The 25,657-nt window shown below is 62.1% G+C and carries 27 protein-coding genes and 1 riboswitch; of the genes, 14 read left to right on the forward strand and 13 right to left on the reverse strand.

Features of this window, described 5'->3' with window-relative positions; translation table 11 throughout:
• Nucleotides 1-8: 8 nt before the first annotated feature.
• Complete coding sequence (locus ACX3M4_RS11585) at nt 9-1,481, reverse strand: tyrosinase family protein (RefSeq protein WP_459358733.1); 1,473 nt, start codon at nt 1,479-1,481, stop codon at nt 9-11.
• 295 nt (nt 1,482-1,776) lie between these two features.
• Entirely contained in the window at nt 1,777-2,391 is a 615-nt protein-coding gene (locus ACX3M4_RS11590; RefSeq protein WP_459358734.1) for a hypothetical protein, read from the reverse strand.
• 156 nt (nt 2,392-2,547) lie between these two features.
• Here ACX3M4_RS11590 and ACX3M4_RS11595 point away from each other — a divergent pair, with 156 nt between their 5' ends.
• On the forward strand, nt 2,548-2,751 hold the full coding sequence (locus tag ACX3M4_RS11595; protein ID WP_459358735.1) for a hypothetical protein: 204 nt from the start codon (nt 2,548-2,550) through the stop codon (nt 2,749-2,751).
• 36 nt (nt 2,752-2,787) lie between these two features.
• On the opposite strand, the gene ACX3M4_RS11600 is transcribed toward ACX3M4_RS11595, so the two are convergent.
• A complete protein-coding gene (locus tag ACX3M4_RS11600; RefSeq protein ID WP_459358736.1) occupies nt 2,788-3,492 on the reverse strand; it encodes a glutathione S-transferase N-terminal domain-containing protein in 705 nt (234 codons plus the stop codon).
• 192 nt (nt 3,493-3,684) lie between these two features.
• On the opposite strand from ACX3M4_RS11600, the gene ACX3M4_RS11605 reads away from it, so the two are divergent.
• The 5 genes from ACX3M4_RS11605 (at nt 3,685) to ACX3M4_RS11625 (ending at nt 8,002) form a co-directional block, all read left to right on the forward strand.
• Entirely contained in the window at nt 3,685-3,897 is a 213-nt protein-coding gene (locus ACX3M4_RS11605) for a SlyX family protein (protein ID WP_459358737.1), read from the forward strand.
• Between the two features lie 35 nt (nt 3,898-3,932).
• Entirely contained in the window at nt 3,933-4,934 is a 1,002-nt protein-coding gene (locus ACX3M4_RS11610) for an NADP-dependent oxidoreductase (protein ID WP_459358738.1), read from the forward strand.
• A 103-nt stretch (nt 4,935-5,037) separates the two neighbouring features.
• Entirely contained in the window at nt 5,038-6,051 is a 1,014-nt protein-coding gene (locus ACX3M4_RS11615; RefSeq protein WP_459358739.1) for an efflux RND transporter periplasmic adaptor subunit, read from the forward strand.
• Complete coding sequence (locus tag ACX3M4_RS11620; protein WP_459359415.1) at nt 6,048-7,286, forward strand: ABC transporter permease; 1,239 nt, start codon at nt 6,048-6,050, stop codon at nt 7,284-7,286. Before ACX3M4_RS11615 ends, ACX3M4_RS11620 begins: the two co-directional genes overlap by 4 nt.
• Complete coding sequence (locus ACX3M4_RS11625; protein ID WP_459358740.1) at nt 7,283-8,002, forward strand: ABC transporter ATP-binding protein; 720 nt, start codon at nt 7,283-7,285, stop codon at nt 8,000-8,002. Before ACX3M4_RS11620 ends, ACX3M4_RS11625 begins: the two co-directional genes overlap by 4 nt.
• 10 nt (nt 8,003-8,012) lie before the next feature.
• On the opposite strand, the gene ACX3M4_RS11630 is transcribed toward ACX3M4_RS11625, so the two are convergent.
• Nucleotides 8,013-8,714: a YoaK family protein gene (locus ACX3M4_RS11630; protein WP_459358741.1), complete on the reverse strand. Its 702-nt coding sequence runs from the start codon at nt 8,712-8,714 to the stop codon at nt 8,013-8,015.
• Between the two features lie 86 nt (nt 8,715-8,800).
• Nucleotides 8,801-8,925: riboswitch (SAM-I-IV-variant riboswitch) on the forward strand.
• Between the two features lie 41 nt (nt 8,926-8,966).
• Here ACX3M4_RS11630 and ACX3M4_RS11635 point away from each other — a divergent pair.
• On the forward strand, nt 8,967-9,266 hold the full coding sequence (locus tag ACX3M4_RS11635) for a hypothetical protein (protein ID WP_459358742.1): 300 nt from the start codon (nt 8,967-8,969) through the stop codon (nt 9,264-9,266).
• A 186-nt stretch (nt 9,267-9,452) separates the two neighbouring features.
• On the opposite strand, the gene yciA is transcribed toward ACX3M4_RS11635, so the two are convergent.
• The 3 genes from yciA to ACX3M4_RS11650 all read right to left on the reverse strand — a co-directional run bounded on the left by yciA (nt 9,453) and on the right by ACX3M4_RS11650 (nt 10,767).
• On the reverse strand, nt 9,453-9,839 hold the full coding sequence (yciA, locus tag ACX3M4_RS11640; RefSeq protein WP_459358743.1) for an acyl-CoA thioester hydrolase YciA: 387 nt from the start codon (nt 9,837-9,839) through the stop codon (nt 9,453-9,455).
• Between the two features lie 197 nt (nt 9,840-10,036).
• Nucleotides 10,037-10,258 carry a hypothetical protein gene (locus tag ACX3M4_RS11645; protein WP_459358744.1) on the reverse strand — a complete coding sequence of 74 codons (222 nt, stop codon included), beginning with the start codon at nt 10,256-10,258 and terminating at the stop codon, nt 10,037-10,039.
• Nucleotides 10,249-10,767, reverse strand: coding sequence for a group III truncated hemoglobin (locus ACX3M4_RS11650; RefSeq protein ID WP_459358745.1), 519 nt, complete (start codon nt 10,765-10,767; stop codon nt 10,249-10,251). The genes ACX3M4_RS11645 and ACX3M4_RS11650 overlap by 10 nt, the downstream gene beginning before the upstream one ends.
• A gap of 96 nt (nt 10,768-10,863) precedes the next feature.
• On the opposite strand from ACX3M4_RS11650, the gene ACX3M4_RS11655 reads away from it, so the two are divergent.
• Nucleotides 10,864-11,286, forward strand: coding sequence for an RrF2 family transcriptional regulator (locus tag ACX3M4_RS11655; RefSeq protein WP_459358746.1), 423 nt, complete (start codon nt 10,864-10,866; stop codon nt 11,284-11,286).
• Between the two features lie 246 nt (nt 11,287-11,532).
• Here the strand turns inward: ACX3M4_RS11655 and ACX3M4_RS11660 are convergent, their stop codons facing one another.
• The 4 genes from ACX3M4_RS11660 to ACX3M4_RS11675 form a co-directional block, all read right to left on the reverse strand.
• Nucleotides 11,533-12,222 (reverse strand): Crp/Fnr family transcriptional regulator, encoded by a 690-nt coding sequence (locus ACX3M4_RS11660; protein WP_459358747.1) that lies wholly within the window; start codon nt 12,220-12,222, stop codon nt 11,533-11,535.
• Between the two features lie 208 nt (nt 12,223-12,430).
• Nucleotides 12,431-13,228 (reverse strand): ChbG/HpnK family deacetylase, encoded by a 798-nt coding sequence (locus tag ACX3M4_RS11665; protein ID WP_459358748.1) that lies wholly within the window; start codon nt 13,226-13,228, stop codon nt 12,431-12,433.
• A gap of 103 nt (nt 13,229-13,331) precedes the next feature.
• Nucleotides 13,332-14,819, reverse strand: coding sequence for an ArnT family glycosyltransferase (locus ACX3M4_RS11670; RefSeq protein ID WP_459358749.1), 1,488 nt, complete (start codon nt 14,817-14,819; stop codon nt 13,332-13,334).
• Nucleotides 14,820-14,826: 7 nt separating this feature from the next.
• Nucleotides 14,827-15,969 carry a glycosyltransferase family 2 protein gene (locus ACX3M4_RS11675; RefSeq protein ID WP_459359416.1) on the reverse strand — a complete coding sequence of 381 codons (1,143 nt, stop codon included), beginning with the start codon at nt 15,967-15,969 and terminating at the stop codon, nt 14,827-14,829.
• A 412-nt stretch (nt 15,970-16,381) separates the two neighbouring features.
• Here ACX3M4_RS11675 and hisS point away from each other — a divergent pair, with 412 nt between their 5' ends.
• Genes hisS through hisG form a run of 3 tightly spaced genes read left to right on the forward strand, consistent with a single transcriptional unit; the run spans nt 16,382 to nt 19,970 of the window.
• The gene (hisS, locus tag ACX3M4_RS11680) at nt 16,382-17,848 is read left to right on the forward strand and encodes a histidine--tRNA ligase (RefSeq protein ID WP_459358750.1); all 1,467 of its coding nucleotides are present in this window, start codon (nt 16,382-16,384) and stop codon (nt 17,846-17,848) included.
• Between the two features lie 2 nt (nt 17,849-17,850).
• The gene (locus tag ACX3M4_RS11685; protein WP_459358751.1) at nt 17,851-18,999 is read left to right on the forward strand and encodes an ATP phosphoribosyltransferase regulatory subunit; all 1,149 of its coding nucleotides are present in this window, start codon (nt 17,851-17,853) and stop codon (nt 18,997-18,999) included.
• Nucleotides 19,000-19,001: 2 nt separating this feature from the next.
• Entirely contained in the window at nt 19,002-19,970 is a 969-nt protein-coding gene (gene hisG, locus ACX3M4_RS11690) for an ATP phosphoribosyltransferase (RefSeq protein WP_459358752.1), read from the forward strand.
• Between the two features lie 439 nt (nt 19,971-20,409).
• Here the strand turns inward: hisG and ACX3M4_RS11695 are convergent, their stop codons facing one another.
• A complete protein-coding gene (locus tag ACX3M4_RS11695; RefSeq protein WP_459358753.1) occupies nt 20,410-21,090 on the reverse strand; it encodes a DNA-3-methyladenine glycosylase I in 681 nt (226 codons plus the stop codon).
• Between the two features lie 243 nt (nt 21,091-21,333).
• Nucleotides 21,334-22,038 carry a protein phosphatase CheZ gene (locus ACX3M4_RS11700; RefSeq protein ID WP_459358754.1) on the reverse strand — a complete coding sequence of 235 codons (705 nt, stop codon included), beginning with the start codon at nt 22,036-22,038 and terminating at the stop codon, nt 21,334-21,336.
• A gap of 300 nt (nt 22,039-22,338) precedes the next feature.
• On the opposite strand from ACX3M4_RS11700, the gene ACX3M4_RS11705 reads away from it, so the two are divergent.
• From ACX3M4_RS11705 to clcA, 3 genes are all read left to right on the forward strand, one after another.
• The gene (locus ACX3M4_RS11705; protein WP_459358755.1) at nt 22,339-23,064 is read left to right on the forward strand and encodes a DUF2927 domain-containing protein; all 726 of its coding nucleotides are present in this window, start codon (nt 22,339-22,341) and stop codon (nt 23,062-23,064) included.
• Between the two features lie 256 nt (nt 23,065-23,320).
• Nucleotides 23,321-24,070: a L,D-transpeptidase gene (locus ACX3M4_RS11710; protein ID WP_459359417.1), complete on the forward strand. Its 750-nt coding sequence runs from the start codon at nt 23,321-23,323 to the stop codon at nt 24,068-24,070.
• Nucleotides 24,071-24,226: 156 nt separating this feature from the next.
• Entirely contained in the window at nt 24,227-25,582 is a 1,356-nt protein-coding gene (gene clcA, locus ACX3M4_RS11715; RefSeq protein WP_459358756.1) for a H(+)/Cl(-) exchange transporter ClcA, read from the forward strand.
• The last annotated feature ends 75 nt before the right edge of the window (nt 25,583-25,657 follow it).

Genomic DNA, 25,657 nt, shown 5'->3' on the forward strand with positions numbered 1-25,657 from the left:
GGTGCTGCCTATTGAACGGTTCCCGAACGCCGGTAAACGACGAGACGCTCGATCGTCACCGGCCGATCCTCGCTCACGTCATTCACCGGCAAGATGGTGACAGGCAGGGTGTCGCTGGCGAACAGCCCCTCCTCTTTCAGCCGGTTGGCAACGTCCGTGATATCAACGGAGAAGGTCAAACCGTTGCCTGCATGCGTGTCATCGGGATCGCTCGCGACATTCAAGCCGAAAAGCGTGAGCTCCGCGGCACGCCGGTCCGGATGGTCCGCAGCGCCTTCAGCCCCCGTCACACCGACATAAACCGCGATGCTCGGCGAAGGCGCATCTCCGCGTACACCTTCCAGGGCAAGGTAGAGCCGGCTGGTTTTCTGCCCCGCTTCAGAGACGCCCATGGTTCTGACCGCTTCCAGGGAAGCTGTGCGCTGGAGCGAAATCAGGTCCGACTGAGGCGCCTGTCCCACGCGGATCCTTGCCTTGTTGTCACCAATCGGTTCAACCGTCTGCTGGTTCGCAGGTCCCATGCTTACACGTGCCACGCCCACACCTCCGGGTGTTACGCCTGTGCCTTTCGTGAGATCGTCATAGTGTGGATGAAGTGTCCCGCCTTGCAAGGTATCGCGGCCGGTGAAGGTGATGCCCGGGTCGGTTCCTCCCACATTCGGGACGACGAAGCGGCGGTCGGTGGGCCCGTCTAGCCACCTTGGATCGTGCACCATCGTTTTTCCGGGCGTTTGCATCCACGCCTCCCACAGGCGGTCGATGTTGCAATGGTGCAGCCAGAAAATCGGGTCGAGCGCGGCGTAGTTCGGATTTCCCATGAGCCCGCCGATATCGCCGTGCACGACATTGTGCGGGTTCAGTTCAAGGTCTCCCGTACGGCCGAAGAAATGCGAGAAGTTCGCCGTTATCCCGCCGCCGTAGCCGATCGAGCCGTCACCGCCAACAAGGAAGTCGTTTTCCTCCATTGCTTCGAGGCTGAACCGCCCGGCTTGAGGTGCCGGGAGTTCCGTGACTTCAGAAAACACGCGATACTTCAGCAACGGATTGTCGGACCCGTCAGGCAGTTTTTCGAGCAGGAAGGCGTCCGGTACCTTGCGTGCATCCGGATTGCCGTCATCGAGGTAGTTCCAATAGGGCAATGCCCAGTCCGACCCCGCAAGTTCCTTGACCTTTGCCGCGACGATAGCCTCGAACGATGCCAGGTACCCGCGATGCCATGGAAGAAAGAACCAGCTCTGATGCTGGCACTGGCGTCCATAGGTCCGGGACGGACCGACCAGCTCGGCGGGAATGTCGTTGCGGTCCGCGACGATCCTGACCTGTTCCCACCCCGCGGGATCGCAGCCGTGTATTGCACCAAGGAACCGCCAACTGTTGCGATCGTCTACCGGCATCTTGTCCAGTTCCCGCATTGCCAGCGCATAGTTCAGAAGCGTTTCGTTCCAACCCGGTTCCAAACTTGCCACATCTTGCCGAACCATCTGCCCCTCCTCGCTCTCTCCCGGAAATCGGTGACATGAAGAACTCAGCCAATGGAGGCAGGGCCTCAGTCACCCGGCAAGGTTCGACCAAAAATCGACCCCACCTGCAGATACCAGTATAAGTTTAGAGAAAAACACAGGATCCGCGCAAGCCTTGGATCTTTCAGCCCTGGCGTGTCGCCGGTCAGATGCGAAGAGTACCTCTAGGAGAGATCGGAATGGTCTACGGTAAACCTGCGGCGGAACAGACTGACGATAACTTTATCTGACCGGGCCACCCGTTGCGCAGTGAGGTTCAGACTTCGCCGCTGAAATGCTTGCGGGCGCGGTAAAGCAGATATGCCAGAAACAGACCGGCACCTCCGAAGCTGCCGATTTTCTCCACCAGTTCGACGGGGAGTGCCGGAGGCGCCTCGATGTCGACCGGGCCCGTGAAAGCGCTCTCCCAGTCATAGGCGGCGATGTCGGAAAGGCTCTGCTCTTTCGTCACCATGAAATAGACGAGACCCGCGATCATGCTGAAAATGGGAACCAGCGGATATTTCGCGCTGACGGCACGCTTGTCGCGTTCTTCCTTGTTGTTCAGGTTTGCCTGCATTCCCTTGAATTGCAGATACATGACATACCCGACGATGAGCATGACGGGGAAGAGGCCGAACGGTGGCAAACCCCTGTCGGCAAACAAGATCAGTGATGACCCGAAGCTCAGAAGAACAATGGCAACGGCAGCACAGGCCGGCCAGGGACGGGTGGCCACGAACCTCGTCAAAACCGCATCTTCGTAGTCGTCCAGCTCCTGGTGAAACGATTTCGGCTGGCTGACCGGATCCGCCGGCGAACGCCTGACCGGAGACATCTGCTGACGATCGACAGCCTGTCCCCGTCTGCCGAAGGTGTGCTGCTGCCGCATACCGGTCGCCTCTACAATCAAACTGGGCGAAGGATATTTTCCTCAACTTAAAATTCACTTACGCCGCAACCTGCCTCCTTGCCCGGAAAAGAAGTCCCCCACGGAACCCAACCGCCCGCAATCGGTTTTCCTTGTGACAGCCACAAGGAGTTGAAAATGGCACACGGCACGAATCAGACCATGACGGAGCCCTATGTGAACCCTGACCGGATCAACCGGGAGATCGCCCAGGAGGCCCATACCGACCAAGAGATGGAATCCATTGTTCCGCCCACATCAAAAAACGGGACCGTATGGAGGATCGCGGTCGTGGTTCTGCTGCTGGTGGCGCTCCTGACAGGCGTCGTGTTGATGACGTGACTGGCTCTTGGCTGGCTCGCGACTGGCAAAAAAAGTCTAATTTCGCGAGGGAATATCGATTGCTCTCTGGCTTGCCGGACGCGAGAGGCATGTCTCAACCCACCGCACCACGTTTATGAAGCCGAGATAGCCCGTCACCTCGCCCGCCTCATAGAAGCCGTTGATGTTGCGGGCCCAGGGCCAGCAAGCCATATCCGCGATCGAATAGTCTTCTCCCATGAGATAAACGCGGCCATCCAGACGCTGGTCGAGAACTTTCAGCAGCCGCTTGACCTCGTCCCGGTAGCGCTCGAACGGGCGGCGGTCCTCATACTCGCGTCCGGCGAACTTGTGAAAGAAACCGAGCTGGCCGGTCATCGGGCCGAAGCCGCCCATCTGCCACATCAGCCACTGCAATGTCTCGTATTTCTCCGAGGGATCGGACGGCAGGAAACGGCCTGACTTCTCTGCGAGATAAATCAGGATCGCACCGGATTCCCAAAGCGGCAGCGGCTTGCCGTCGGGCCCGTTCGGGTCGAGGATGGCCGGGATCTTGTTGTTCGGATTGAGCGACAGGAATTCCGGGCTCATCTGATCGTTGGTGCCGAAATCCACCAGATGCGGTTCATAAGGCAGCCCGGTTTCCTCCAGCATCGCGGAAACCTTAATGCCGTTCGGCGTTGGCAGGGAATATAGCTGGATCCGGTCGGGATGGGTCGCAGGCCACTTGCGGGTGATGTCGAAGGCAGCGAGATCGGTCATGCGGCGCTCTCAGGTTCTGGGCGGAAATGATCGGAACGGGGCCAGAAAATCGGTTCGTGTTCGCGGAAAGATACCCATTGCCTTCAGCAATGAAGGCTGTTGGTCTTTCGCCAACGCCGGAATATATCTGCCTCAAGCGCCGACAGGCAAACCGCTTTTGACCTCCCTCTTGCTGCCGCTGAGGAAATGCCCATGACAGATGACAAGGAAATCCGGCTGGACAAGCTGGAAATCGACCTTGCCCATGCCATCAACACCATAGACGATCTCAACGCCGTCGTGATCGACCAGGGACGGCAGATCGATCGGCTCACCCGTCTCATTGCCACCATGACGGATCAGGTGGAGGAATTGATGGAGAACGTTCATCCCGGCCACCAGGTGGAAAAGCCGCCGCACTACTGAGACGCATCAGGGTGCCAGCACCAAAGGACCGCCCCATGCAGAACATGCGTTTTACCCTCACCGCCCGCCCCGAAGGCCGCCTCGGGCCGGAGCATTTCGCGAAGGTCGAGGAAGAGATGCTGCCGCTGGAAAACGGCAAGGCAAGGGTGCGGGTGGTCTATGTGTCGCTCGACCCGGCCATGCGGGGCTGGGTGTCGCCCAGCACCAAGAGCTACATTCCCCCGGTGGAAATCGGCGACACGATGCGTTCGATAGGCGTCGGCGTCGTCGAGGAGAGCCGGTCGGACGGCTACAGGACCGGTGACTGGGTCAGCGGCATGACAGGCTGGACGCAATATCTGGACGTTCGGCCGGGCCAGCTCAGCGTCGTACCGAAGCTGGCGAAGATCGAGGACTACATGGGCGTTTTCGGTCTGCCCGGTGCCACCGCCTATCACGGCCTGGTCACGGAAGGCCACGCCAGGGCCGGCGAGACCTTGTGCGTGACGGGTGCCGCCGGGTCGGTCGGCTCGCTGGTCGGGCAAATCGGCAAGGCGCTTGGGCTGCGGGTGATCGGCATCGCCGGCACAAAAGAAAAATGCGACTGGCTGGTGAACGAACTTGGTTTTGACGCCGCGCTCAACTATCGAACCGACGACCTCGACAAGGGCCTGCAGGACTTTGCACCGGACGGGATCGACCTGCATTTCGAGAATGTCGGCGGCGAGCCCTTCCTTGCGGCCTTCCGCAACATGGCTCCCTACGGCAGGATAATCTTCTGCGGCTTCATTTCCGTCTACAACGGCGAGACGAACAACGGCGCCATGGACATGACCGCCATCGTCCGGCGGCGGCTGACGCTGAAGGGCTTCGCCATGCCGGATCACTACGATCTCTTTCCGGCAATTTTCCAGGAACTCGGCAAGCTGATGGCGGCCGGTAAGCTGACCTACCGGCTCGACATCGAGGACGGGCTGGAAAACGCACCGGTGGTGCTGAACAAGCTCTTCGACGGCACCAACACCGGCAAGCTGGTGGTCAGGGTCTCCGATCTTTGAAAGAACCCCGCCCTGGACACCCCGCAAACCTGCGGGTTTGATCCAGGCCATGGCAGGTCGCCGTTAACGGGTTATGCTCCGGCCAACCCGACAAAGGTGTGCCATGCGAATTCTGAAGGTTCTGGTTTTCCTTGTTCTGGCGGGCGCCGCGATTGCCGGCGCTTACTGGTGGACACAACGGCCGCCGGAAGTCGGTATCGTCTCACCCAGGCCAGGACGGGCGGCGGAGGTCGTCTATGCGACCGCCGTGGTGGAACCCGTCCGTTGGGCCAAGGTCACCAGCATCATCCGCGAGCGCATCATCTCCCTCTGCGGCTGCGAAGGCGAACAGGTGAAGAAGGGCGACCGGCTGGCGGAACTCGACAGTGGCGATGCCCGAGCCACCCTGGCGGAGCTCGAAGCCCGGCAGGAGCTTGCCCTGTCCGACAGGGAGCGGGCGCAGCAATTGCTGGAACGCCGGGTCATCAGCCAGCAGGTCTACGACAAGGCCCAGAACGAACTGATCCGGGTGAACGCCATGGCGGCGGCCCAGACCGAACGCCTGCGTGACTATGCGATCCTCGCCCCCATGGACGGCATGGTGCTGCGCGCGGACGGCGCGGTCGGTGAAGTGGCAGAACCCGGTGAAATCCTGTTCTGGATCGGTCAGCCGGTGCCGCTGCAGCTCGTCGCGGAGGTGAATGAGGAAGACATTCCCAAGGTAGAAAAGGGACACAGGGCGCTGATCCGCGCGGACGCCTTTCCCGATGACGATCTCATGGTGGAGGTCTCCAGCATCACGCCCATGGGGGATCCGGTGCTTAAGAACTACCGCGTCTATCTCGACCTGCCGGAGGACACGCCCCTGCGCATCGGCATGACGGCCGAGATCAATATCGTCACGCAGGAAAAGGAAGGTGCGCTGCTTTTGCCGCCCGCCGCCTTCGACGGAACGAAGATCCTGACGCTGGACGAGGAGAACCGGATCCTGCCCGTCACGGTTCAAACCGGCATCCGCGGCACCCGCGCCATAGAGGTCCTTGACGATGCGACGGCAGACACGCGCGTCGTTTTTCCCTACAGCACCGAGCTGCTCGAGGGACAGAAGGTCAAACCCGCCGCGGGAGCTCGCGGATAATGCTTCTTTTCCGGATCGCCTCCACCCATATCCGCAACCGCCTGCGCCAGACCATCGTCTCGACGCTCGGCGTAGCGCTCGGCGTCGGCTTTTCGGTGGCCATGGCAAGCCTGATGGAAGGCTCGCAGCGGGACTTCACCTCGACGCTGATCGACGCCATCCCTCATGTGGAGATCCGCGACGAGCAGCGCGCCCCGGCGGTGCAGCCGGCAAGCGCTGTTTATGACGCCGTCGCCTTTCACGGACTGAGGCCGAAGGAAGATCTGCGCGGCATCCGCAATCCGACGGAAGCCCTTGCCTCGCTGCGCGACTGGGTGAACGGCGCCATGGCCCAGCGGCTCGGCGGCCAGGCCGTGCTGCGCTATGCGGGCCAAGATATCGGCATGACCTTGACCGGCATCGTGCCGAAGCGCGAGCTTGCCGTCTCGAAGATCCGGGAAGACATGCGCGCCGGTGCATTCGAGGACCTGGAAACGACGGCAAACGGGCTGGTGATCGGCGACAAGGCCGCGGAGAAGCTCAGCGCCGAGTTTGGCGACACGGTCACGCTTACGTCGGCCAACGGTGTCGCCAAGCGCTTCAAGATCGTCGGCCTCTTTCACAGCGGCATCACCTCGTCGGACGAGGGCCTGGCCTACGCCCCCTTGAAGGCGGTGCAGATCCTGTTCGAGAAGCCCGACATCATCAACTCGATCTCCATCCGCCTCGACGATATCGGCGAGGCCAATGCGGTCGCCGCCCGGGCCGAACGCCAGCTCGGCTACAAGGCGGTTTCCTGGGAAGAGGCAAACGAAGGCCTGATGGAGGCGTTTTTCGTTCGCAACATCATCATGTACACGGTGGTGGGTGCCATTCTGGTGGTTGCCGGCTTCGGCATCTTCAACATCGTTTCCACCATCGTGCACGAGAAGGCACACGACATTGCCATTCTCAAATCGCTCGGCTTTCCGGAAGGCGACATCCAGCAGATCTTCGTGCTCGAGGGGTTGGTGATCGGCATCCTTGGGGCCGTCGCCGGATCGGCGCTCGGCTTTGCGCTATCGAGCTACCTGGCCTCGATCAAGTTCGAGTTCACGCAGGACGTGGAAATCACCCACCTGCCGATCCATTTCTCAGGCATGCATTATGTGATCGCCTGCCTGCTGGCGCTCTTTTCCGCCGGCATTGCCGGCTACATCCCCGCCCGCAAGGCGGCAAGGCTCAACCCGGTCGACATCATCCGGGGGGCGACATGACCCCTGCAGCGTCCCCCTTGCCGGATACCGGCCGTGTTCTGCTGGAAGCGCGCAACCTTACCCGCATCCTGCCCGCAATGGTGCCGGTAACGCTGGTCGAGGATGTCAGTTTCCAGGTTGGGGAAGCGGAGTTCGTCGCGATCACCGGTCCGTCAGGTTCCGGCAAATCCTCACTTCTCTACCTGCTTGGCCTTCTCGACCGGCCGACCTCCGGCGAGGTCCGGATCGGCGGCACGCCCACTCACGCCCTTTCTTCGGCAGAGATGGCGCATCTTAGGCTGGAAAAGCTCGGCTTCGTCTTCCAGTTCCACTTCCTGCTGCCGGAGTTCACGGCGCTGGAAAACGTGATGATCCCGATGCAGCGGCTCGGCAAGCGCAGTCCGAGGGACCAACTGGACCATGCCCGCGGCCTGCTTGCCGACCTTGGCCTTGAAGACTTCCAGGACCGGCGCCCGGAGCAGCTTTCCGGTGGCCAGCGCCAGCGTGTCGCGGTCGCAAGGGCGCTCGCCAATTCCCCGGAACTGATCCTGGCGGACGAGCCCACCGGCAGTCTTGACAGCGCATCGACGGAGCAGGTCTTCGAGAGCCTGAGAAAGATCGTCGAGACGGAACGCACCACCGTTGTTGCCGTTACCCACGACCTCGATCTCGCAGCCCGCATGGAGCGGCGCATCCATCTGGTGGACGGACGGATCAATTACGACCGGCACATGTGACCGGCCCGCGTCAGGCGGCCTTTGCCTCATCGGCCGGCTGCACCGCCGCCAGCAGCAATAGAACCGCAATCGGCACGGCAAGCGCCCAGAATTCCAGGGTGTTCATCAGGAAACTCGCCAGCAGGCCGCCAATGGCAAAGGCGGCAATGACGAGGCTCTGGTGCACGATCCGGGAACGGCTGTCGGTACGGGTTTCAGGATGCTGGAAATAGTCCGCAACGCCGAGCACGAGCTTCAGCGAATTGCCGGTCATCATGGTGGTCGGCACATGGCGGTTGAGGATGGTCAGCATGATGACGTTCTGCAGCGCCATGGCGATGGTCGAGAAGGCGACAGCCGTCAGGGTGACGGCCGACAGCGGACCGCCGGCGGCAGGATCGCCAAGTCCGGCCACGATCATGAACCCCGTGACCAGCACGGCCTCCAGGGCAAAGAGGTGCGAAACGGCCACCTTGCGCGCCTGAACCAGCCTTGTGACCGCCATATACCAGAAGAGGGTCGAGGCGAAGAACATCGCCAGCACGAAGACCTTCAACGCGGCGTTGTCGCTCTGATGGAAGACCTCGGTACACAGCACGACCAGCGTGCCGGTGATGAAGGCGGTGAAGGTGTGGAAGAGGCCGAGGATGCAGACGACGTCGATGAAACACGCGCAGAAGGCCAGCAGGATCGGCACGAGCGGCCGGCTGTGATGCAGTACGGACCTGTCCAACAACGGCATTCTCCTGCTGAAGCATTTCAAGAAGATGTGACACGCGCCGACGGACTTGCCAAGGCCGATCGGACATGGCATATACGCGCCATCATCAAGAGAAGGGCTGGCGCCCTCGCCAACCTGCCGTTCCGGGCAAGGTGGTTTCCGCAACAGGGATGCGGCCGGACAGAACCTCAATCGAGGCTGGTCGGCAACGAAGCGGTTCGATTGCATGCGCCAGTCCTCCTCGGGCAACCGATGGAGGATTTTTTGTCTCAGGACCCATTTGCCGGACGTGCGGCAGATCTGATCGAGTACCATGGAGCCACCAGCTCGGAGCTGGCAGGAACCGATATCTGGTTCAAGGCAGCGGAAGACTGCGTGCTGGCGCGGATCAAATCCCTGCGCATCCTCGGCGGTCTGCCGCGGCACAAGGCTGCATTGAGCGCCGAAGCCCGGATCGAACGCCTGAAAACCCTGCTTCAACTCTGGGCCAACGGCTGCACCTGTGCGGTCGACGAGGATCTCTTCGCCGACATTCTCAACCGCCAGGAGCCAGCACGGTACTGAAGGTCCGCACGGGTTCGCCGGAACTCGGCCCCTGCTACCCATCACCCTCATCCTGAGGAGCGAGTTCACTCGCGTCTCGAAGGACGGGCGGCATACTCCCGAACAAGCGGCCCATCCTTCGAGACAGCGCTTACGCGCTTCCTCAGGATGAGGATGCTGGGTGCGGGAATTTGTAGGGAATTTCGCTCAGGGCCGCTTCGGTACCGGGCGGGGCTTGCCGCTGTCGTCGACGGCGACCATGGTGAAGACCGCCTCCGTCACCTTTTCCCGCTGGCCGTAGCGGTGGCGCAGTGCCCAGGCTTCCAGCTTGATTTCCATGGACGAATTGCCGACGCGCACGACTTCCGTATAGATGCAAAGCACGTCGCCGACATGAACCGGGCGGATGAATTTCATCTTGTCGACCGCGATGGTCACCACCCTGCCCTCGGCCCGCTGACCGGCGGCGATGCCGCCTGCAAGGTCCATCTGCGACAGCACCCAGCCGCCGAAGATGTCGCCATTGGCATTGGTGTCGGCCGGCATGGCCATGGTGCGCAGTGTCAGCTCGCCAGTCGGCCGTTCTTCGTTCACGCCTGAGCCCCTCCATTGATTCTGAAAAGAGACTACCCCGAGGCGCGCGGAGCACAAGTCCCCTTATCAGATGAGGAAAACCAGAATGGACATGATCCAGAGAGGCATGGGGGCGGCGATCCATATCAGCAGGATCGGCAGACCGCGATGAAACAGCGTGGACTTGGACATTTTTGTCTCCGGAATTGAAGGGATGGTCAGCTGATTGCGCGGATTTCCAGGACGGTCATGACCGCGAGCGCGACCATGCCTGTGACGAAGGCGAGCTTGGCGCTGCCGATCAGCGTCCGCCCGGCGATGTCGAGCTTGGGCAGCGGCATGCCGCGGCTGTCCAGATACATGGACACCAGCATCAGCGAAAAGACGGTGAACCAGACGGCGACCAGCGCCTCTGCGGCAAGAACGACGGCTACCAGCATGATCCGCTCCATTCAGACTGTTCGGTGAAGAGTTCGGCCGGCGGGTTGGACCCGGGCGTGCCGAAGGTGGCGAGCCAGAGGCTCTGGGCGATGCGTTCGGCGATGGCGATGATCTCGTCTGCCAGATCGGGCACGAACAATTCGCGCACCACGGGGCGGAAAACACCGAGCCATTCGCCATAATCGGCGCTGACCAGCTCCTTCTGCTTCAGATGTGCCGGTACCGGCTTGCCCTTGTAGGCGCAGTTCTTCATCAGGACCGACTGCCAGAAGGCTTCCATCTTCGGCAGATGGTCTTCCCAGCGGCCTTCGAGACGGCGCCCGAAGATCTCGCCGAGCCGGGGATGCTGGCGGATGCAGCCATAGAAGGTGTGCACCATCACGTGGATCGCCTGCTCGTCGACCTTCTCGTACCGCTGCAGCCGGTCGCCCGTGTCCGGCGCCTCCCGCCGCTGCAGTCTGTATCTGCTGGAATTCGGTTTTACGGCACCGGTTTCGGGGGCTTCCATCGCCGCCTCCATAACATTCATTTAAGATGCATCTTTTAAATGACACAGACGCCCGCTAAAATCAACATCTAAGATGAATGTTTTCGGGATCGAGTTATGCGCCTCAGCCAGGCCAGCGATTTTGCCTTGAGAATTCTGATGGCCACCGGCCAGTCGGATGCAGCCCAGACGGTCGACCGGCTGTCGAGCCAGCTGGGCCTTGCCAAGTCTCACGTGATGAAGATCGTCGCCCATCTGGCGCGCGGCGGCTATCTGGAGACAACCCGCGGCCGTGGCGGCGGCATAAGGCTGGCCCTAGCCCCGGAAGAAATTCGCTTAGGCGATGTGGTGCGGCTGATCGAACCCGATCTCGGCGTTGTCGCCTGCCTGAAACCGGAACCCACCACCTGCGCCTTCCTGCCCCGCTGCGCCCTCAAAGGCGCCATGGCCCGCGCCTCGGAAGCCTTTCTTGACAGCCTCAACGGGGAAACGCTGGCTTCCATTCTGGCGGGAACGCAGATGGCCGTGGCGGTGGACTAAGTCCGGGCGGGTAAAAAACAGCCATTCCGTTGTGCAACAAAAACGTTTCCCGCTGAGATCACCCCCTCCGCCGTCATCCCGGACGCAGCGCAGCGGAGATCCGGGACCGGAGAGCCCTTGGGCTGTCGCGAAAAAAGCCACGAAAAGGTAGTGATTTGCCTCCCCGGTCCCGGCTCGCGCTGCGCTTGGCCGGGATGACGATGGAGGGCAAATCGCCAGCAGACGGGGACTTTCGTCCCCTGCCCCCTACAGCGTCGAAGCCTGTTTCAGGAAATCGATCTGTTCGAGGCAGTAATAGCCGGAGATGCGGCTGATGGTGCCGGAGCGTTTCCAGTCGTTGAGGACGCGGCTGACGTTTTCGCGTGCAGCGCCTGCCATGTTGGCAATGTCCGCCTGGCTGAGCTTGTAGTGGATGAGGAGACGGCCGTCGTCGAGCGGCTTGCCGAAGGTTTCCGACAGCTGCAGCAATGTCTGCGCCACCCGGCCGGGCAGCGGCAGGAAGGAACGGGCCGCCAGCACATCGTTGGCATGACGCAGGCGCTTGCCCACAATCGACAGCATGTGCCGGTAGACTGCCGGGTTCTCGTCCGAAAAGCGCTGGAATGCCGCCTTGTCGATGAAGGCAAGCTGGGCTTCCTTCAGCGCACTGACGGTTGCGGAGCGCGGCCGCCCGTCGAGGAGCGCCAGCTCTCCGACAAGATCACCCGGGCCGAGCACGGCCAGGAGCTGCTCGTCGCCCTCGACGGAGAGCAGCGAGACCTTGAGAGAGCCTTCCAGCACCGCATAACAGCCGTTGCCGGGGTCACCGTTCTCGAACAGGATCGTTCCGGCGGGAATTTTCATCGGCCTGGCAAGACGGGACAGCCCCACCGCCAGATCCGGGTCGAGCCCTGCCAGTGAAAAGCTGTTCTTCAGAAAATCCTTGATCTCGGCCACGCCGTCCCCCTGCCTAAAAACCTGCTGCCCGCAAAATCACGCGTCAAACGAAAACTTGTGATGCCCGTCACGTGCATTCCAACAAAATAGACCTATATCAAAGGACATGGAAGCGGGGTTGCCCCTCCCCCCTTCCAGACCTCCACGAAAAACGGCCCTGTTCCCCGCAGGGCCGTTTTTTCGTTGTGGCGCAGCCTCTTAATCTGCGTCAATTCAAAAACACGTCCTTCTTCTCCAGCGTATGGAAGAATCTGCCGCTGGCAAGAACTTCGTACTGGCATTCGCGGATGGCGATTTTCTTGCGCGGTTCGTCCCGCCGCAGACGGTCGTCAGACCGGCCCGGAATGGCGGCGACAAAACTGAGATCGCTCATGCCGTCGAAATGATTGTGCAAGAGCTGCTGCAACTCCTCCGGATCGTCCGTCTCCGGCAGCGGATCGGCCTTCGGCAGCATCTTGAGGCCGTGCGACCTCGCGAGCCGGGACAGCCGGATCGTCTTGAGGCCGGAGCGGACCGGCGAGATCACCAGCGGTGGCACGTCATAATCCGCGTGTTTGATCGCCTTGAAAACGATCCGCGCGATGGCGGTGCGGGCAAGCAGTCCCTCGCGCACGGCAACGAAATCCGGCGGGCGCTTCATCAGCACGCTGTAGCGGGCAAGCTGGGCCTGGGCTTCCTCCAGCAAGAGTTCGTCCGGCAAGAGGCGGAACAGCGCACGGCGCTGCAGTTTTTCGCGGGTGAAAAGCCGGTCGCCATAGATTTCCTGCATGCGGGCACTGACGGGCGACACCCGGTCGCCGCTGAAGGCAAGCGTCACGCCGAACATGGCACGCTTGCCGACCCTCTCAACCGTTTCCTGAAGCGGGCGGAACTCGCGTGGCCACAGATCCGTCGCCACCAGCGCCCCAAGGGCGCTCAATCGGCCCTGCTCGACCAGCTCGCGCAAGGCGCGGTCGACCCCGAAGGCGAGGCCGTAGTCAAGAGCTCCAAGGGTTATGCGCTTCATCAATGTCCGGACAAACTGAATTTTCAGTCATATCCCTGCGTCATTCGGGAGGGCATTGCAAGCCGGTTGTTTGGCCGAGGTGCCGCCTCCCGCCACCTCATCTTTACTCGATCGGCTCCAGAACCGGGCCGGTGCGACCGTCGACCTTGTAGACCACAAGCACCTCGAGGGGCACCCCGTCCACCTGGCGTGTCAGCTCGGCCAGCTTCTCGACCGTTGTAAAGCTGTTGCGCAACGCGTCCGCCCGGTCGCGGCGCTTTTCGGTCACATAGAGCCCCGGCTCATCGAACAGGACCATCTCCGGTTCCGGCTGCATGAGATAGCGGATGCGCTCGGTAAGCTGGGTCACCGGCAGCCTGTCTTTCAGCAGGAAATCGAGCTGGCCGTTGAGGCCGTAGCTGGTGGTCACCACGAAAGCCGCGTCCTGAGCCTCGGCCAGCGCGGCCACTTCGGCGCCGATCTCAGGCCAGCCGCGCAGCTGGAAGGTCGGGTCCTTGCGGGCGAGTTCACCGGTAAGGGGCGAGACCGCATGGAACTGTACCAGGACGGCGACTGCGAGGCCCGACAGGATCCCCGCCACCGCGCACAAGCGCAAGACCGTCCGGCCCGGACGCAATCCGGCGACGAAGACGGCCGCCATCATGGCAAAAGCCGGAAAAAGAGGTGCCGGCCAGTTCGCCTGAACACGCGCATGCAGGGAGTGATAGACGAGATAGATGAGGAACGGCAGCACCGTCAGCAGGAGAAGCGAGGCGGCGCTGTCGCGCAGGCGCAGACGCCTGGCCAGCTTAACGGCGCCGGGTGCCGCGAGGAGAGCGATCAGCGGGTTCATCAACCCGATAAAAGCCCCCAGGAATTCGAAGATGTACTTTGCGGTAAAGCCGCCGCCACCGGCCCGGCCGAACTGCTTGTAGAAGCTCACCCAGTCGTGGGCATGGTTCCACCAGAGCACCGGCGAGAACAGGGCAACGGCGATCAGTCCGCCGGCCCAAAGCTGCCAGCAGCCCCACCAACGACGCGCTTCGGGCACCCACACCAGCCACAGCACAATACCGGCGCCGAGAAACAGCACGGAATATTTGGCCAGCAGGCCGCAGCCGGCCATCAGCCCGACGACGAGCCACCAATTGGCGTTTTTCGACGTGGAAAGTTCCGCCAGCGCCCACAGGCTGAGGCCCCAGAAGAGAACGGAGGGAGCGTCGGGCGTTGCCAGTATGCCGCCGATCCCGACAAGAAGGCTGGCATTCAGAAGGAGCACCGACCAGCCTGCCTCGGCCCGGCCGAAGAGGAGACAGGCCGTCCGCCAGAGCGCCAGCGAGCCGATGACGCCCGAGGCGATGACCAGAGCCCGGACGGCAAAGACTGTGTCGCCGAAGACCGCCTGCCCGGCCGTGATCCACCATCCGATCATCGGCGGGTGGTCGTAGTAGCTCAAGGCCGGGTAGAGACCCCAGAGCCTGTAATAGGCCTCGTCCTCGACAAGATGGGCATTGGCGGCGGAGAAAATCTTCAGCGCCGTCAACAGGCCGATCAAGAGGATCAGGCCCGCTGGCCGCAGGAAGAACGGCAGGGTCTCGGTGCGCGCGTTCATGGCCGCCTTACGATTTGCGCCAGGTCAGGGCGGAGCTGGCAGCATAGTTCCAGACCGCGCCCATGATCGCCCCCGCCGTGCCGGCGAACCACCAGTAGGACGGGTCGGCATAGATGAGGTTGGCGACGCCGACATTGGCCAGCACTCCGACCGAGCAGACCGCATAGAAGGTCAGGAGACCGATCAGCACCCTGGCACCCCGCAGGCGCCGGTCCCGATAGGTGAGCTGGTTGTTGAGGAAGAAGTTCGTGGTCATGGCGACGAAGGAAGCCGCCGTCTGGGCGAAGTTGAAGTCCAGCCCGCCCAGCAGGAACATGCGCAGCGCCGCCAGGTGCACGACCAGACCGCTGGCACCGACAAGGCCGAACATCAGGAAGCGGACGGAGACGATATCGCCGAAATACTTGGCGAGCAGCAGCCCGAAATAGTCGAGGGTGACGAGCGTATCCAGCTTGCTCTCGCCGTGCTGGCGCTCGCGGAAGGTGAAAGGCAGTTCACGGATCGTCAACGTGCCGTCGGCACTGGAGACGAGGTCGAGCAGGATCTTGAAGCCCTGGGGCGACAGTTTCGGCGCCAACTCCTCGGCCTTCTCCCGGCGGACCATGAAGAAGCCGCTCATCGGGTCGCTCAAGGTGACGTTCAGAAGCTTCTGCGCCAGACCGTTGGCCACATTGGAGCCCCAGGCACGGATGGCGGACAGCCCTTCGCCGACCGTGCCGCCCTCGACCTTGCGGCTTGCGACCACCAGATCCGCACCGCTGGCCTTCAGCTCCGTCAGCATCTTCGGCAACAATGTCTCGTCGTGCTGCAGGTCCGCATCCATGACGGCGACGAAAGGCGCGGAAGAGGCCAGAATGCCTTCGATGCAGGCGCCGGAAAGACCGCGGCGGCCGATGCGGCGGATCACCCGGATGCGGGGATCCGACTGCGCGATCCTGCGCGCGACCTCGGTCGTGCCGTCGGGGGAATTGTCGTCGACGACAATTGCCTCCCAGGCGACGCCGTCGAGCGCGGTCTCGAGCAGTGTGACCAGGATCGGAATATTGGCGGCTTCGTTGAAGCTCGGCAGAATGACGCTCAGCTCGGCGGCTCCGGCTTCCGCTCCCATCTGAGGCCCTGCCCCGCTTTCGCCGGCATTTTGAACTGCCATGCGCGCCGCACTGTCCATCGTCTATCCTATCCGCCGCATTCCGCCGGCCCTTGCAGCCGGAGCGGTCCCATCGCCGCAAGTCGCGCGGACCATAGCCCGCCAGAGATTAAATACAAGAAAAGACAGCACAGATAGACCGCAGGGCGGACCGGATACCCGGAGCCGCGCGGATCAGCTACTTTAGCGTTGTCTCAAGTGGCCCTTTTACGCCGAACTGTGCTGCAAACAAGGCAGGGCCGAGAGATTTGCGGCAATGTCTTGCCAGTCCGCTGAAAAGTCAGGCCTTCCGGGTCCTCCCCCACCTTGCCCTTGCGGTCCGTTTCGTCTAGGACAACCGCAACATCACCAAGCTGGACGCTCCGGGAAAATCAGGGCGCAATCCGGCCGGGAACTCGCCAGGATCAAGACCTTCATGGCCCAAAAACCGAACAAGCTGAAGGCGCGCCTGCCGCGCGGCTTCGTCGACCGCTCTGCCGAAGACATCCGCGCCACCGACGAGATGATCGCGAAGATCCGCGCCGTCTACGAGCGCTATGGCTTCGATCCGGTCGAAACGCCAGCCTTTGAATATACGGACTGCCTCGGCAAGTTCCTGCCCGATACGGACCGTCCGAACGCAGGTGTCTTCTCCGTCCAGGACGAGGACGAGCAGTGGATGAGCCTGCGCTACGACCTGACCGCGCCGCTCGCCCGGCACGTCTCGGAGAACATCAACGAGATCCAGCTTCCTTACCGCACCTATCGCGCCGGCTGGGTTTTCCGCAACGAGAAGCCGGGCCCGGGCCGCTTCCGCCAGTTCATGCAGTTCGATGCCGACACGGTCGGCGCGCCGGGCGTCCAGGCGGATGCCGAAATGTGCATGATGATGTCCGACACGATGGAAGCCCTCGGCATTCCGCGCGGTCAGTATGTGATCCGGGTGAACAACCGCAAGGTTCTGGATGGCGTTCTGGAGAGCATCGGACTTGGCGGCGAAGAGAATGAAGAACGCCGCCTGACGGTTCTGCGCGCCATCGACAAGCTCGACAAGTTCGGCACCGACGGCGTGCGTCTGCTGCTCGGCGACGGCCGCAAGGACGAGAGCGGTGATTTCACCAAGGGTGCAGGCCTCGACGCCCACGGCATCGACAGCATCATCGCCTTCGTCACAGGCACCGGAACGCTCGACAACGATGGCATCACCGAGCTGAACACGATGGCCGATATCTTCTCGGCCTGCGGCTATGGCGAGGACCGGATCAAGATCGACCCTTCCGTCGTGCGCGGCCTGGAATATTACACGGGCGCGGTGTTCGAAGCAGAACTCCTCTTCGACGTCACCAACGAAAAGGGCGAGGTCGTCCAGTTCGGTTCCGTCGGCGGCGGCGGCCGCTATGACGGCCTCGTCAAGCGTTTCACCGGCCGCGACGTGCCGGCGACCGGCTTTTCCATCGGCGTTTCGCGTCTGATGACGGCGCTGAAGAACCTCGGCAAGCTTGGAACCGCCGAGGTGGTGGCTCCGGTTCTCGTCACCGTCATGGACGGCGACGTCGAAGCGCTTGGGCGCTACCAGAAGATGGCGCAGGACCTGCGCGAAGCGGGCATTCGCGCCGAGATGTACCAGGGCAACTGGAAGAAGTTCGGCAACCAGCTGAAATATGCAGACCGGCGCAACTGCCCGGTCGCGATCATCCAGGGGTCGGACGAGCGCGCCGCCGGCGAGATCCAGGTCAAGGACCTGATTGAGGGCAAGCGCCTGTCTGAAGAAATCACCGACAACATCACCTGGCGCGAAAGCCGCCCGGCGCAGATCACCGTCAAGGAGGCGGACCTGCTGGCAACCGTAAAAGGCATCCTGGAGAGCCAGGCGGACGACCGCCGGCGTCAGAACGAGGGCTGAGAATGACTGGGGCGGGTGAGACGACCGGCTTGGATCCGGCGAAGATCGATCAGGTGATGGCCCTCTTCCGCGAAGCGGGCCATGCGCTCGTCCATCCGCCGATCCTGCAGCCGGCCGATGTCTTTCTGGATCTTACCGGCGAGGATATCCGCCGGCGGCTGTTCCTGACGAGCGGTACCGACGGACAGGACCTGTGCCTGCGGCCCGACTTCACCATTCCCGTCTGCCGCCATCATTTGGCACAGGATGGCGCTTCTCTGCCCGCGGCCTATTGTTACAACGGCCCGGTCTTCCGCCAGCGAAAGGACGGTCTCGGCGAGATCCCGCAGCTCGGCGCCGAAAGCCTCGGCCGGGCTGATACCGCCGAAGCCGATGCCGATCTTCTAGCGCTCTCCGTCAAGGCGCTGGAAAGCTTCGGCCTCACCGACAGCATCATCCGCATCGGCGACGAGACGATCTTCGCCGCCATTCTGGAAGGGCTCGACCTGCCGACGGTCTGGCGCCGCCGCCTGCGCGATCTCTTCGGCGAGACCGACCGCTTGAGCGCCACCATCACCCGCATGGCAGGTGCGGCTAGCGCTGACGACGACACGCGCGATGTCCGTCTGGGTTTCCTGTCTGCGCTGGAAGGCACCGATCCGGAGGCAGCCCACGCGGTTGTCGAGGATCTTCTGTCGATCGCCGGTATTTCCGCCGTCGGCGGGCGCACGCCAAGCGAGATCGCCGACCGCTTCCTGGAGCAGGCGGCGCTGGCAAGCGGTGCACGCGGCCACGACAAGGCCGCCGAAACCCTGACCGCCTACCTGGCATTGAAGGCGGATGGGGCCAATGCCGCCGACGCCCTGCGCGGTTTCGCGAAGGACTTCGGCCTCGGCCTCGACACGCCGCTGGCGGCCTTCGAGCAGCGCCTTGCGGCTCTCGAAGCCAGAGGCATCGCTCCCGCACGGCTTTCCTTTGCCGCCGAGTTCGGCCGTCGCCTCGACTATTATTCCGGCTTCGTCTTCGAGATCCATGCGGTCAACCCGCCAGTGCAAGGTCCGCTCGTCGGTGGCGGGCGCTACGACAAGCTTGTCACGCTTCTGGGCGCGGAAGAAGACGTTCCCGCCATCGGCTTTTCCATGTGGCTCGACCGGATCGCAGCGAGTATCTGATCATGAGCAAACTGATTATCGCCATCCCCTCCAAGGGCCGCCTGCAGGAAAACACCCACGACTTCTTCGGTCAGGCGGGCCTGAAGGTTGTGCAGCCGGGCGGCGCCCGCAACTACCGCGGCGCCATCAAGGGCCTGCCCAATGTGGAGATCGCGTTTCTCTCCGCCTCGGAGATCGCGCGGGAACTCTCGGACGGCACGGTCCATTTCGGCATCACCGGGCTCGATCTGGTGCATGAGAACATTGCCGATCCGGAGAACACCGTTCACATCGTCACGCCACTCGGCTTCGGCCCCGCAGACGTGGTCGTCGCCGTGCCCAAGGCCTGGATCGACGTGGAGACGATGGCGGATCTTTCGGATGTCGCCTCCGACTTCCGCAACCGCCATGCACGGCGTCTGCGCGTTGCGACCAAGTATGTGAACCTGACCCGCTCCTTCTTTGCCGGCCACGGCATTGCCGACTACCGGATCGTGGAAAGCGCGGGGGCCACGGAGGGTGCACCGGCGGCAGGTTCGGCGGAGCTGATCGTCGACATCACCACGACAGGCTCGACGCTGCAGGCCAACAACCTGAAGATCCTCGCCGACGGCGTCATGCTGAAGAGCCAGGCCAACCTCGTCGCCTCGCTCAGCGCCGACTGGTCGGAAACGGCGCTTGCCGCGGCGCGGGCAATCCTTGATCGGGTGGCAGCGGAAGAGGCCGCGCGCAACGTCAAGCTGGTGAAGGCTGTCGTCGACGACCGCACACAGGCGCTCCGTGCCGTCAGCAAGGTCGGCGCCCTGCAGCGCTTCACCGATGTCGACGACATGCATCATGTCAGCGTGCTCTGCCCCAAGGATGCCGTCGCCGACTGCGCCAAGATCCTGATCAGTCAGGGCGCCGAGACGGTAACGGTGGAAACGTTGGACTATGTGTTCTCGCGCGAAAACCGGCTGTTTGCACCGTTGAAGGCAAAGGTAAGCGCGTAAACTGATCGAGTTTGCAGGACGGCTGGCGTGCCTGGTTTCGAGCCGTCGTTGTCATCGGCTCGCTCGGTACACGCACCGGCCTGACGCGCTCGTCTCCGCGTCTCGTCCGGCCGGATCGAAGCTTACCGTTGCAACAACCAGGAACCCGCATATTTGCGCTGGAGAGGGTCGGATCCTCGTTAGAGCACGTCGCGAAAAAGTGGGTTCCGGTTTTTCGCAAAAAGACGTGTGTCAAAAAGGAGATAAAGTGGGTCGCGTGAATTCAAATGAACGCGACTCGCTTTAGCGCCATGTTTGCATGGTTTTGCAGCTAAAAAATGTTTCTTCCTAACGCCGGATCAAGCATAGTGCGTTCTGGTCACTCTCCCTATTGAGCCCGTTGGGGCGCTCTTAGCGACCCCGTATCCTTGGGCACGGGAGAGTGGCCGCTCTCATTTCACTACTGCGCAACCGGTCTTTTGAACGCCGTACGGGCTTCTTCCACCTTTTCCCGGCAGCAACAGCCCTCCAGGTGGTCATTGACCATGCCCATGGATTGCATGAAGGCGTAAACGGTGGTGGGGCCGACGAAACTCCAGCCGCGTTTCTTGAGGTCCTTGGAGAGCGCAGTGCTTTCCGCCGTCTTGCCGAGCGTGCGGGCAGTGGCGAAGTCGAGCCTTGCCGGACGGTTCTCGATCTTGGGCTCGAAGGACCAGAAATAGGCGGCAAGCGTGCCGAATTCCCGTTTCAGTTCCTTGGCCCGGCGGGCGTTGTTGATGGTGGATTCGATCTTGCGCCGGTGGCGGACGATGCCGGCATCCTGAAGGCAGCGCTCGACATCGACCTCGGTGAACTCGGCGACCTTGTCGAATTCGAAATTGGCAAAGGCGGCGCGAAAGGCGTTTCGCTTGCGCAGGATGGTCAGCCATGACAGGCCGGACTGGAAGCCTTCCAGGCAGATCTTTTCGAACAGGCGCCGGTCCTCGTCGACAGGCCAGCCCCATTCGGTGTCATGATAACGCTGATAATCCTCCAGCCCGCCATGCCACCAGCAACGCTCATTACCGTCGTCGCCCGTCAGAAGGCCGGTGACCGGATCGCGTTCACTCTTCTGCGTAGGTTCACCCGTCTGCTCTGCCATAACACCACCGATATTCACTCTTTGTTCTCACCTTGATAAACGCCGGCTGCAACGAGGGCAAGGTGAAATCGGGCGTTCAGGTCAATTGCCTGTCTGCCGGTCAGCCAAACTGTCATCAGGACCAATACGCACCATCGTCATCCCGGCTCGCGCTTCGCTGCACCCGGGATGAAACGAGCAGGGATCGGAAATACAAGAAAGCCCGGCCGGGGCCGGGCTTTCGAAACGGAAATGGCGATACGATCAGGCGAAGAGGGCGTCGATATCGTCCTGAGTGGCGACGTCGACGTCGCTTTCCAGTGCCGGGCCGTTGAGGAGGGCCGCGTCGCCCTCCTTCAGTTCGCGCTGTTCGACAGTGATGTCCTTGAAGCTTTCGATACCGCCCCAGATATCCATCATCTGCATGATGCGATCCTCGACGAAACGAAGGGTTCCGACCACCTTGGTGATGCGCTGGCCGGTCAGGTCCTGGAAGTTACAGGCTTCGAAAATCTGGATGACCTTGTCCTGAATGTCGCTGGCAAGCTCGGCATCTTCCTTGCCGAGGCGCGCAGACAGGGTGTTGGCGGTCTCGTCGATGAATTCGGCCGAGGCCAGGATGGTTTCGGTCGCGCCTTCCGTACCGATGACGACGGCATCGAGTTCGTTGGTGACGCGTGTCATCTCCTCGCCCTTGGAGCCGGTCGTGTGGTGCAGCGTTGCAATCTCACGCTTCGTCTGGGCGATCGCTTCATAGATCGCGTCCAGCTCCACCTTCAGCTTGGCTGCTTCGGACATTTCTTTCCGGAACTCGGACATGAACTTTTCGCTCATGGCTTCCGGATCGAGCGCATTTTGCTGACCCGCGCCGCTCTTGATCAGGGATTTGAGGCTGGCTATTTCCGCCAGGACTTCCTGGTGGCGGCGTTCTTCTGCATAAGCGGGGTTCTCATTCGCCCCGGCATTCATGCGTATCAAACTTTCCGCTCGAAAGGATCTTTTCACCGCGGCCATGCCTACTCCCGTTCCCCGCCCCTGCAGGCTTCCTTACATCGCAATAGACACCTTATAGCGATGGAAGTTTAAGGAATTGTTTTTTCAATGCTTGGCGGATCTGACAGGCCCGTTTGGTGTTTGGTAACGGTTTCTTCGCTTTCCTCTTCCCGGACCTTTGGCTATCCTCCGTTTGCCCTAACAACGAACCTGACAATCGCATGAGCAGGCCCGGATTCTCAGGCCAAAGCGGGTGCAGACGGTGCTTTGACCTTGATGACTTTCGTGCGTTTTTTCCTGATGTTGCTGCTGCTTTTCGCTGGCCTTGCCGGCACGCTCCGGGCGGCGGCGGCAAACGATTCCTTTTCCACCGAAGAGCTGCTCGAAGGCTTTGAGAAAACGGTTTTCGGACTGGAATACCGCAGCTGGAGCTGGCGCCCCTATCTGGTCAAGAAGTTCACGACGCCGGTAAGGTTCTACGTACATAATTTGTCCGCACGGGACCGGACAGGGACCGTTCACCGTTTCGTGAAGGAGATAGGCAGCCGCATTAGCGGCCTCAGCACCTCTCTCGCCGGCAATCCCTCGGACGCGAATTTCGAGGTCTATGTGGTTGACCGGGCGCAATACGAACAGGTGGTGAAGAAAGACATCTACAAAAGCGAGCGCGCCGAGGTGCCCGGCCGTTGCCTCGTCCGCGTGGTGTCCGGCCGCAGCGGCATCAAGCGCTCGGCGGCGGTTATTGTTTCCGACGAGGGCGAGTTCCTGTTCAAGCGCTGCCTGGTTGAGGAACTGCTCCAGGGTCTCGGCCCAATGAACGATGACGCCAGCCTGACCCATTCCGTCTTTAACGACCTGTCCCGCCACAGCCGTTTCACGGTCTTCGACCAGATCATCCTGAACATGCTTTACGACCCGCGCATCAAGCCGGGCATGTCGGCGGAACAGACTCGCGACGTCCTGCCACTGGTCGTTCGCGACGCGCGCCAGCGGGTGCGTTAACCAAGGAATCGGTGAAAGCACAGTCTTTTCAGGCCGCCTCAAAGGTTAAAACCTGTCGTCGCCGCAGGGCCTAGGATTTCATTAAGCCTGTTCTTCAACCAACAACTAACCATAAGAAAAGATTACCCGAATTCTCGACATGGGATTCACTTTTAGGCGAGTGGAGACGCTTATCATCCTTGCCAGTTCGTTAACCGGCAGCCCAAAGCTGCTGAGCGTGGTCGATGACAAGTTGATGAGTACTGCCATGTTCCTGATGCGTAGATTGAGTTCAACGGCGCTCGGCATAGCCGGCGCGCTGATCCTTTCAACCGGATTGTCAGCAGGGCCGGCCGCCGCCGGCCAGGTGGCACCGCCGCCGCTGGTGCTCAGCCCCAATCTGACCGAACCGTGGGTGCTGCAGTTGCAACCGCAGGTGCAGCGCCGGTCGACGGTCACCCGCTATCAGTTCCGGCAGCCGCAGCAACAGCCCCAGGTCCGGCGCACGAATTGGTGGTCACCGCGCCAGCAACCGGTGCAGCAGCCCCAACGCCAGGCGGCCGCTCCGCAGACCCGGCAGGTCGCACCGCAATTCCTGCCCACGGTCGTTTCCTATAATGGCCCGCACAAGGCCGGTACCATCGTGATCGACACCAATGAGCGCTTCCTCTATCTCGTGCAGAGCGACGGCACCGCGCGCCGCTATGGCGTTGGTGTCGGCAAGCCCGGCTTCGAATGGGCCGGCAAACACAAGATCACCCGCAAGGCGGAATGGCCGGACTGGCGCCCGCCGGCAGAGATGCGCAAGCGCCGTCCGGATCTGCCGACCTTCATGGCGGGCGGTCCGGAAAACCCGCTCGGCGCCCGCGCACTGTATCTCGGCTCGACCCTTTACCGAATCCATGGCTCCAACCAGCCCTGGACCATCGGCCATGCGGTCTCCTCCGGCTGCATCCGCATGCGCAACGAGGATGTCATGGACCTTTACGAACGGGTCAATGTCGGCACCACGGTGCATGTGATCTGACCAGGACGTGTCCTCGACAATCGACTTTCAGAACGCGCGGCCCGGCCGCGCGTTTTCGTTAGGGCAGCGCCCTTGCGGCGCCCATGATTTGTCTGCAGTCTGGATGGCACGCGGATCGAATCTCCGGTCTGCACCGGTCATAGCTTCGGTTTCCGCATGAACATTTCCCTCCTCTCGCCTTCGGCACGTTCGGACGCGGCCTATTTTTTGAAAGCGGCGCTGGTCGGCATTCTTGTCGGCGGGCTTGCCACGGCATTCCACACCGGCCTTGATACACTCTTTGCCCAATATGCAGCGCTTCGCTCTGCGCTCGGGAACGGGCCTCTGTCCTACGCGGTTTCGATGGCGATTTCCGCCTCCTGCGTCGTCGGCGCCTTCCTGCTGGTCCGGCGCGTTGCTCCGGAAGCAGCCGGCAGCGGCATCCAGGAAATCGAAGGCGCGATGGAGGACAAACGGCCGCTGCACTGGCCGGGCGTGCTCGTCGCCAAGTTCTTCGGCGGTCTTCTGGCGCTCGGATCCGGTCTGGTGCTCGGGCGCGAGGGACCGACCATCCATATGGGCGCGATGACTGCCGAGGCGCTGTCACGCTCGCACAGCCTGTCGCCTTCCGACCACAAGGGCCTGCTGGCAGCGGGTGCCGCCGCGGGGCTCGCGGCCGCCTTCAACGCGCCGCTTGCCGCAATCCTCTTCATCGTGGAGGAGACACGGCGGCAGTTCCCCTTCGGTTATCGCACCTATATGGCGGTCATCATCGCCTCGCTGCTGAGTGCTGCCATCACCGAGCAGCTCACCAATATCGGCCCGGTTCTGCTGGTCGAGGTCAGTTATGTGCCGATCTGGAGCTTCGTTCTGCTGGCGGTCCTCGGCGTGTTTCTCGGCGCGCTCGGCGTCTTCTTCAACGGCGCCCTGATCACGATGATGGATCTCTTCCTGAAGATCCCCGATGGCCTGCGCTGGCTGCCGGCGCTCGCCGTCGGCGCGGGGACCGGCGTGCTGCTCAATGCCTTTCCGGCGGCAACGGGTGGCGGCGAGGATCTGGTCCACCATCTGATCGAAAACAAACTGGGCTTTCTGGCGCTGGTGCTTTTGACCCTGCTTCGCTTCGGCGGCGTCCTCTTTTCCTATGCCTCGGGCGTTCCCGGCGGCATCTTCGCGCCGATGCTGTCGATCGCCACTTGCGCGGGCCTTGCCTTCGGCGTCGCGACAGCGGATTTCCTGCCCGTCGAAGACGACTTCCGGGCCGCCTGTGCCGTGGCAGCCATGGGCGGCTTCTTTGCCGCGTCCGTGCGCGCGCCGCTGGTCGGCGTCGTCCTGGTGATGGAACTGACCGGCGCCTATGCCCTGATCATGCCGGTGCTGATCACCTGCACCACCGCCTCGCTCACCGCGCATCACCTTGGCGGACGGCCGATCTACGAGGAACTGTTGGAACGTACGCTGCGCCTTGCCGGAGAAAAAGCCGGCAGCGAACCGGACAAGACACCGGTGCAACTCGGCACGCGGGAAAGCTGAGGCTTCGCCCTTTTTTCTCCGGATCTTCCGGACAGCAGACGGTCACATCGTTTCCACGAGAGGTTTGCCCCTCAC

The organism is Roseibium sp. M-1 (genome assembly GCF_054515675.1).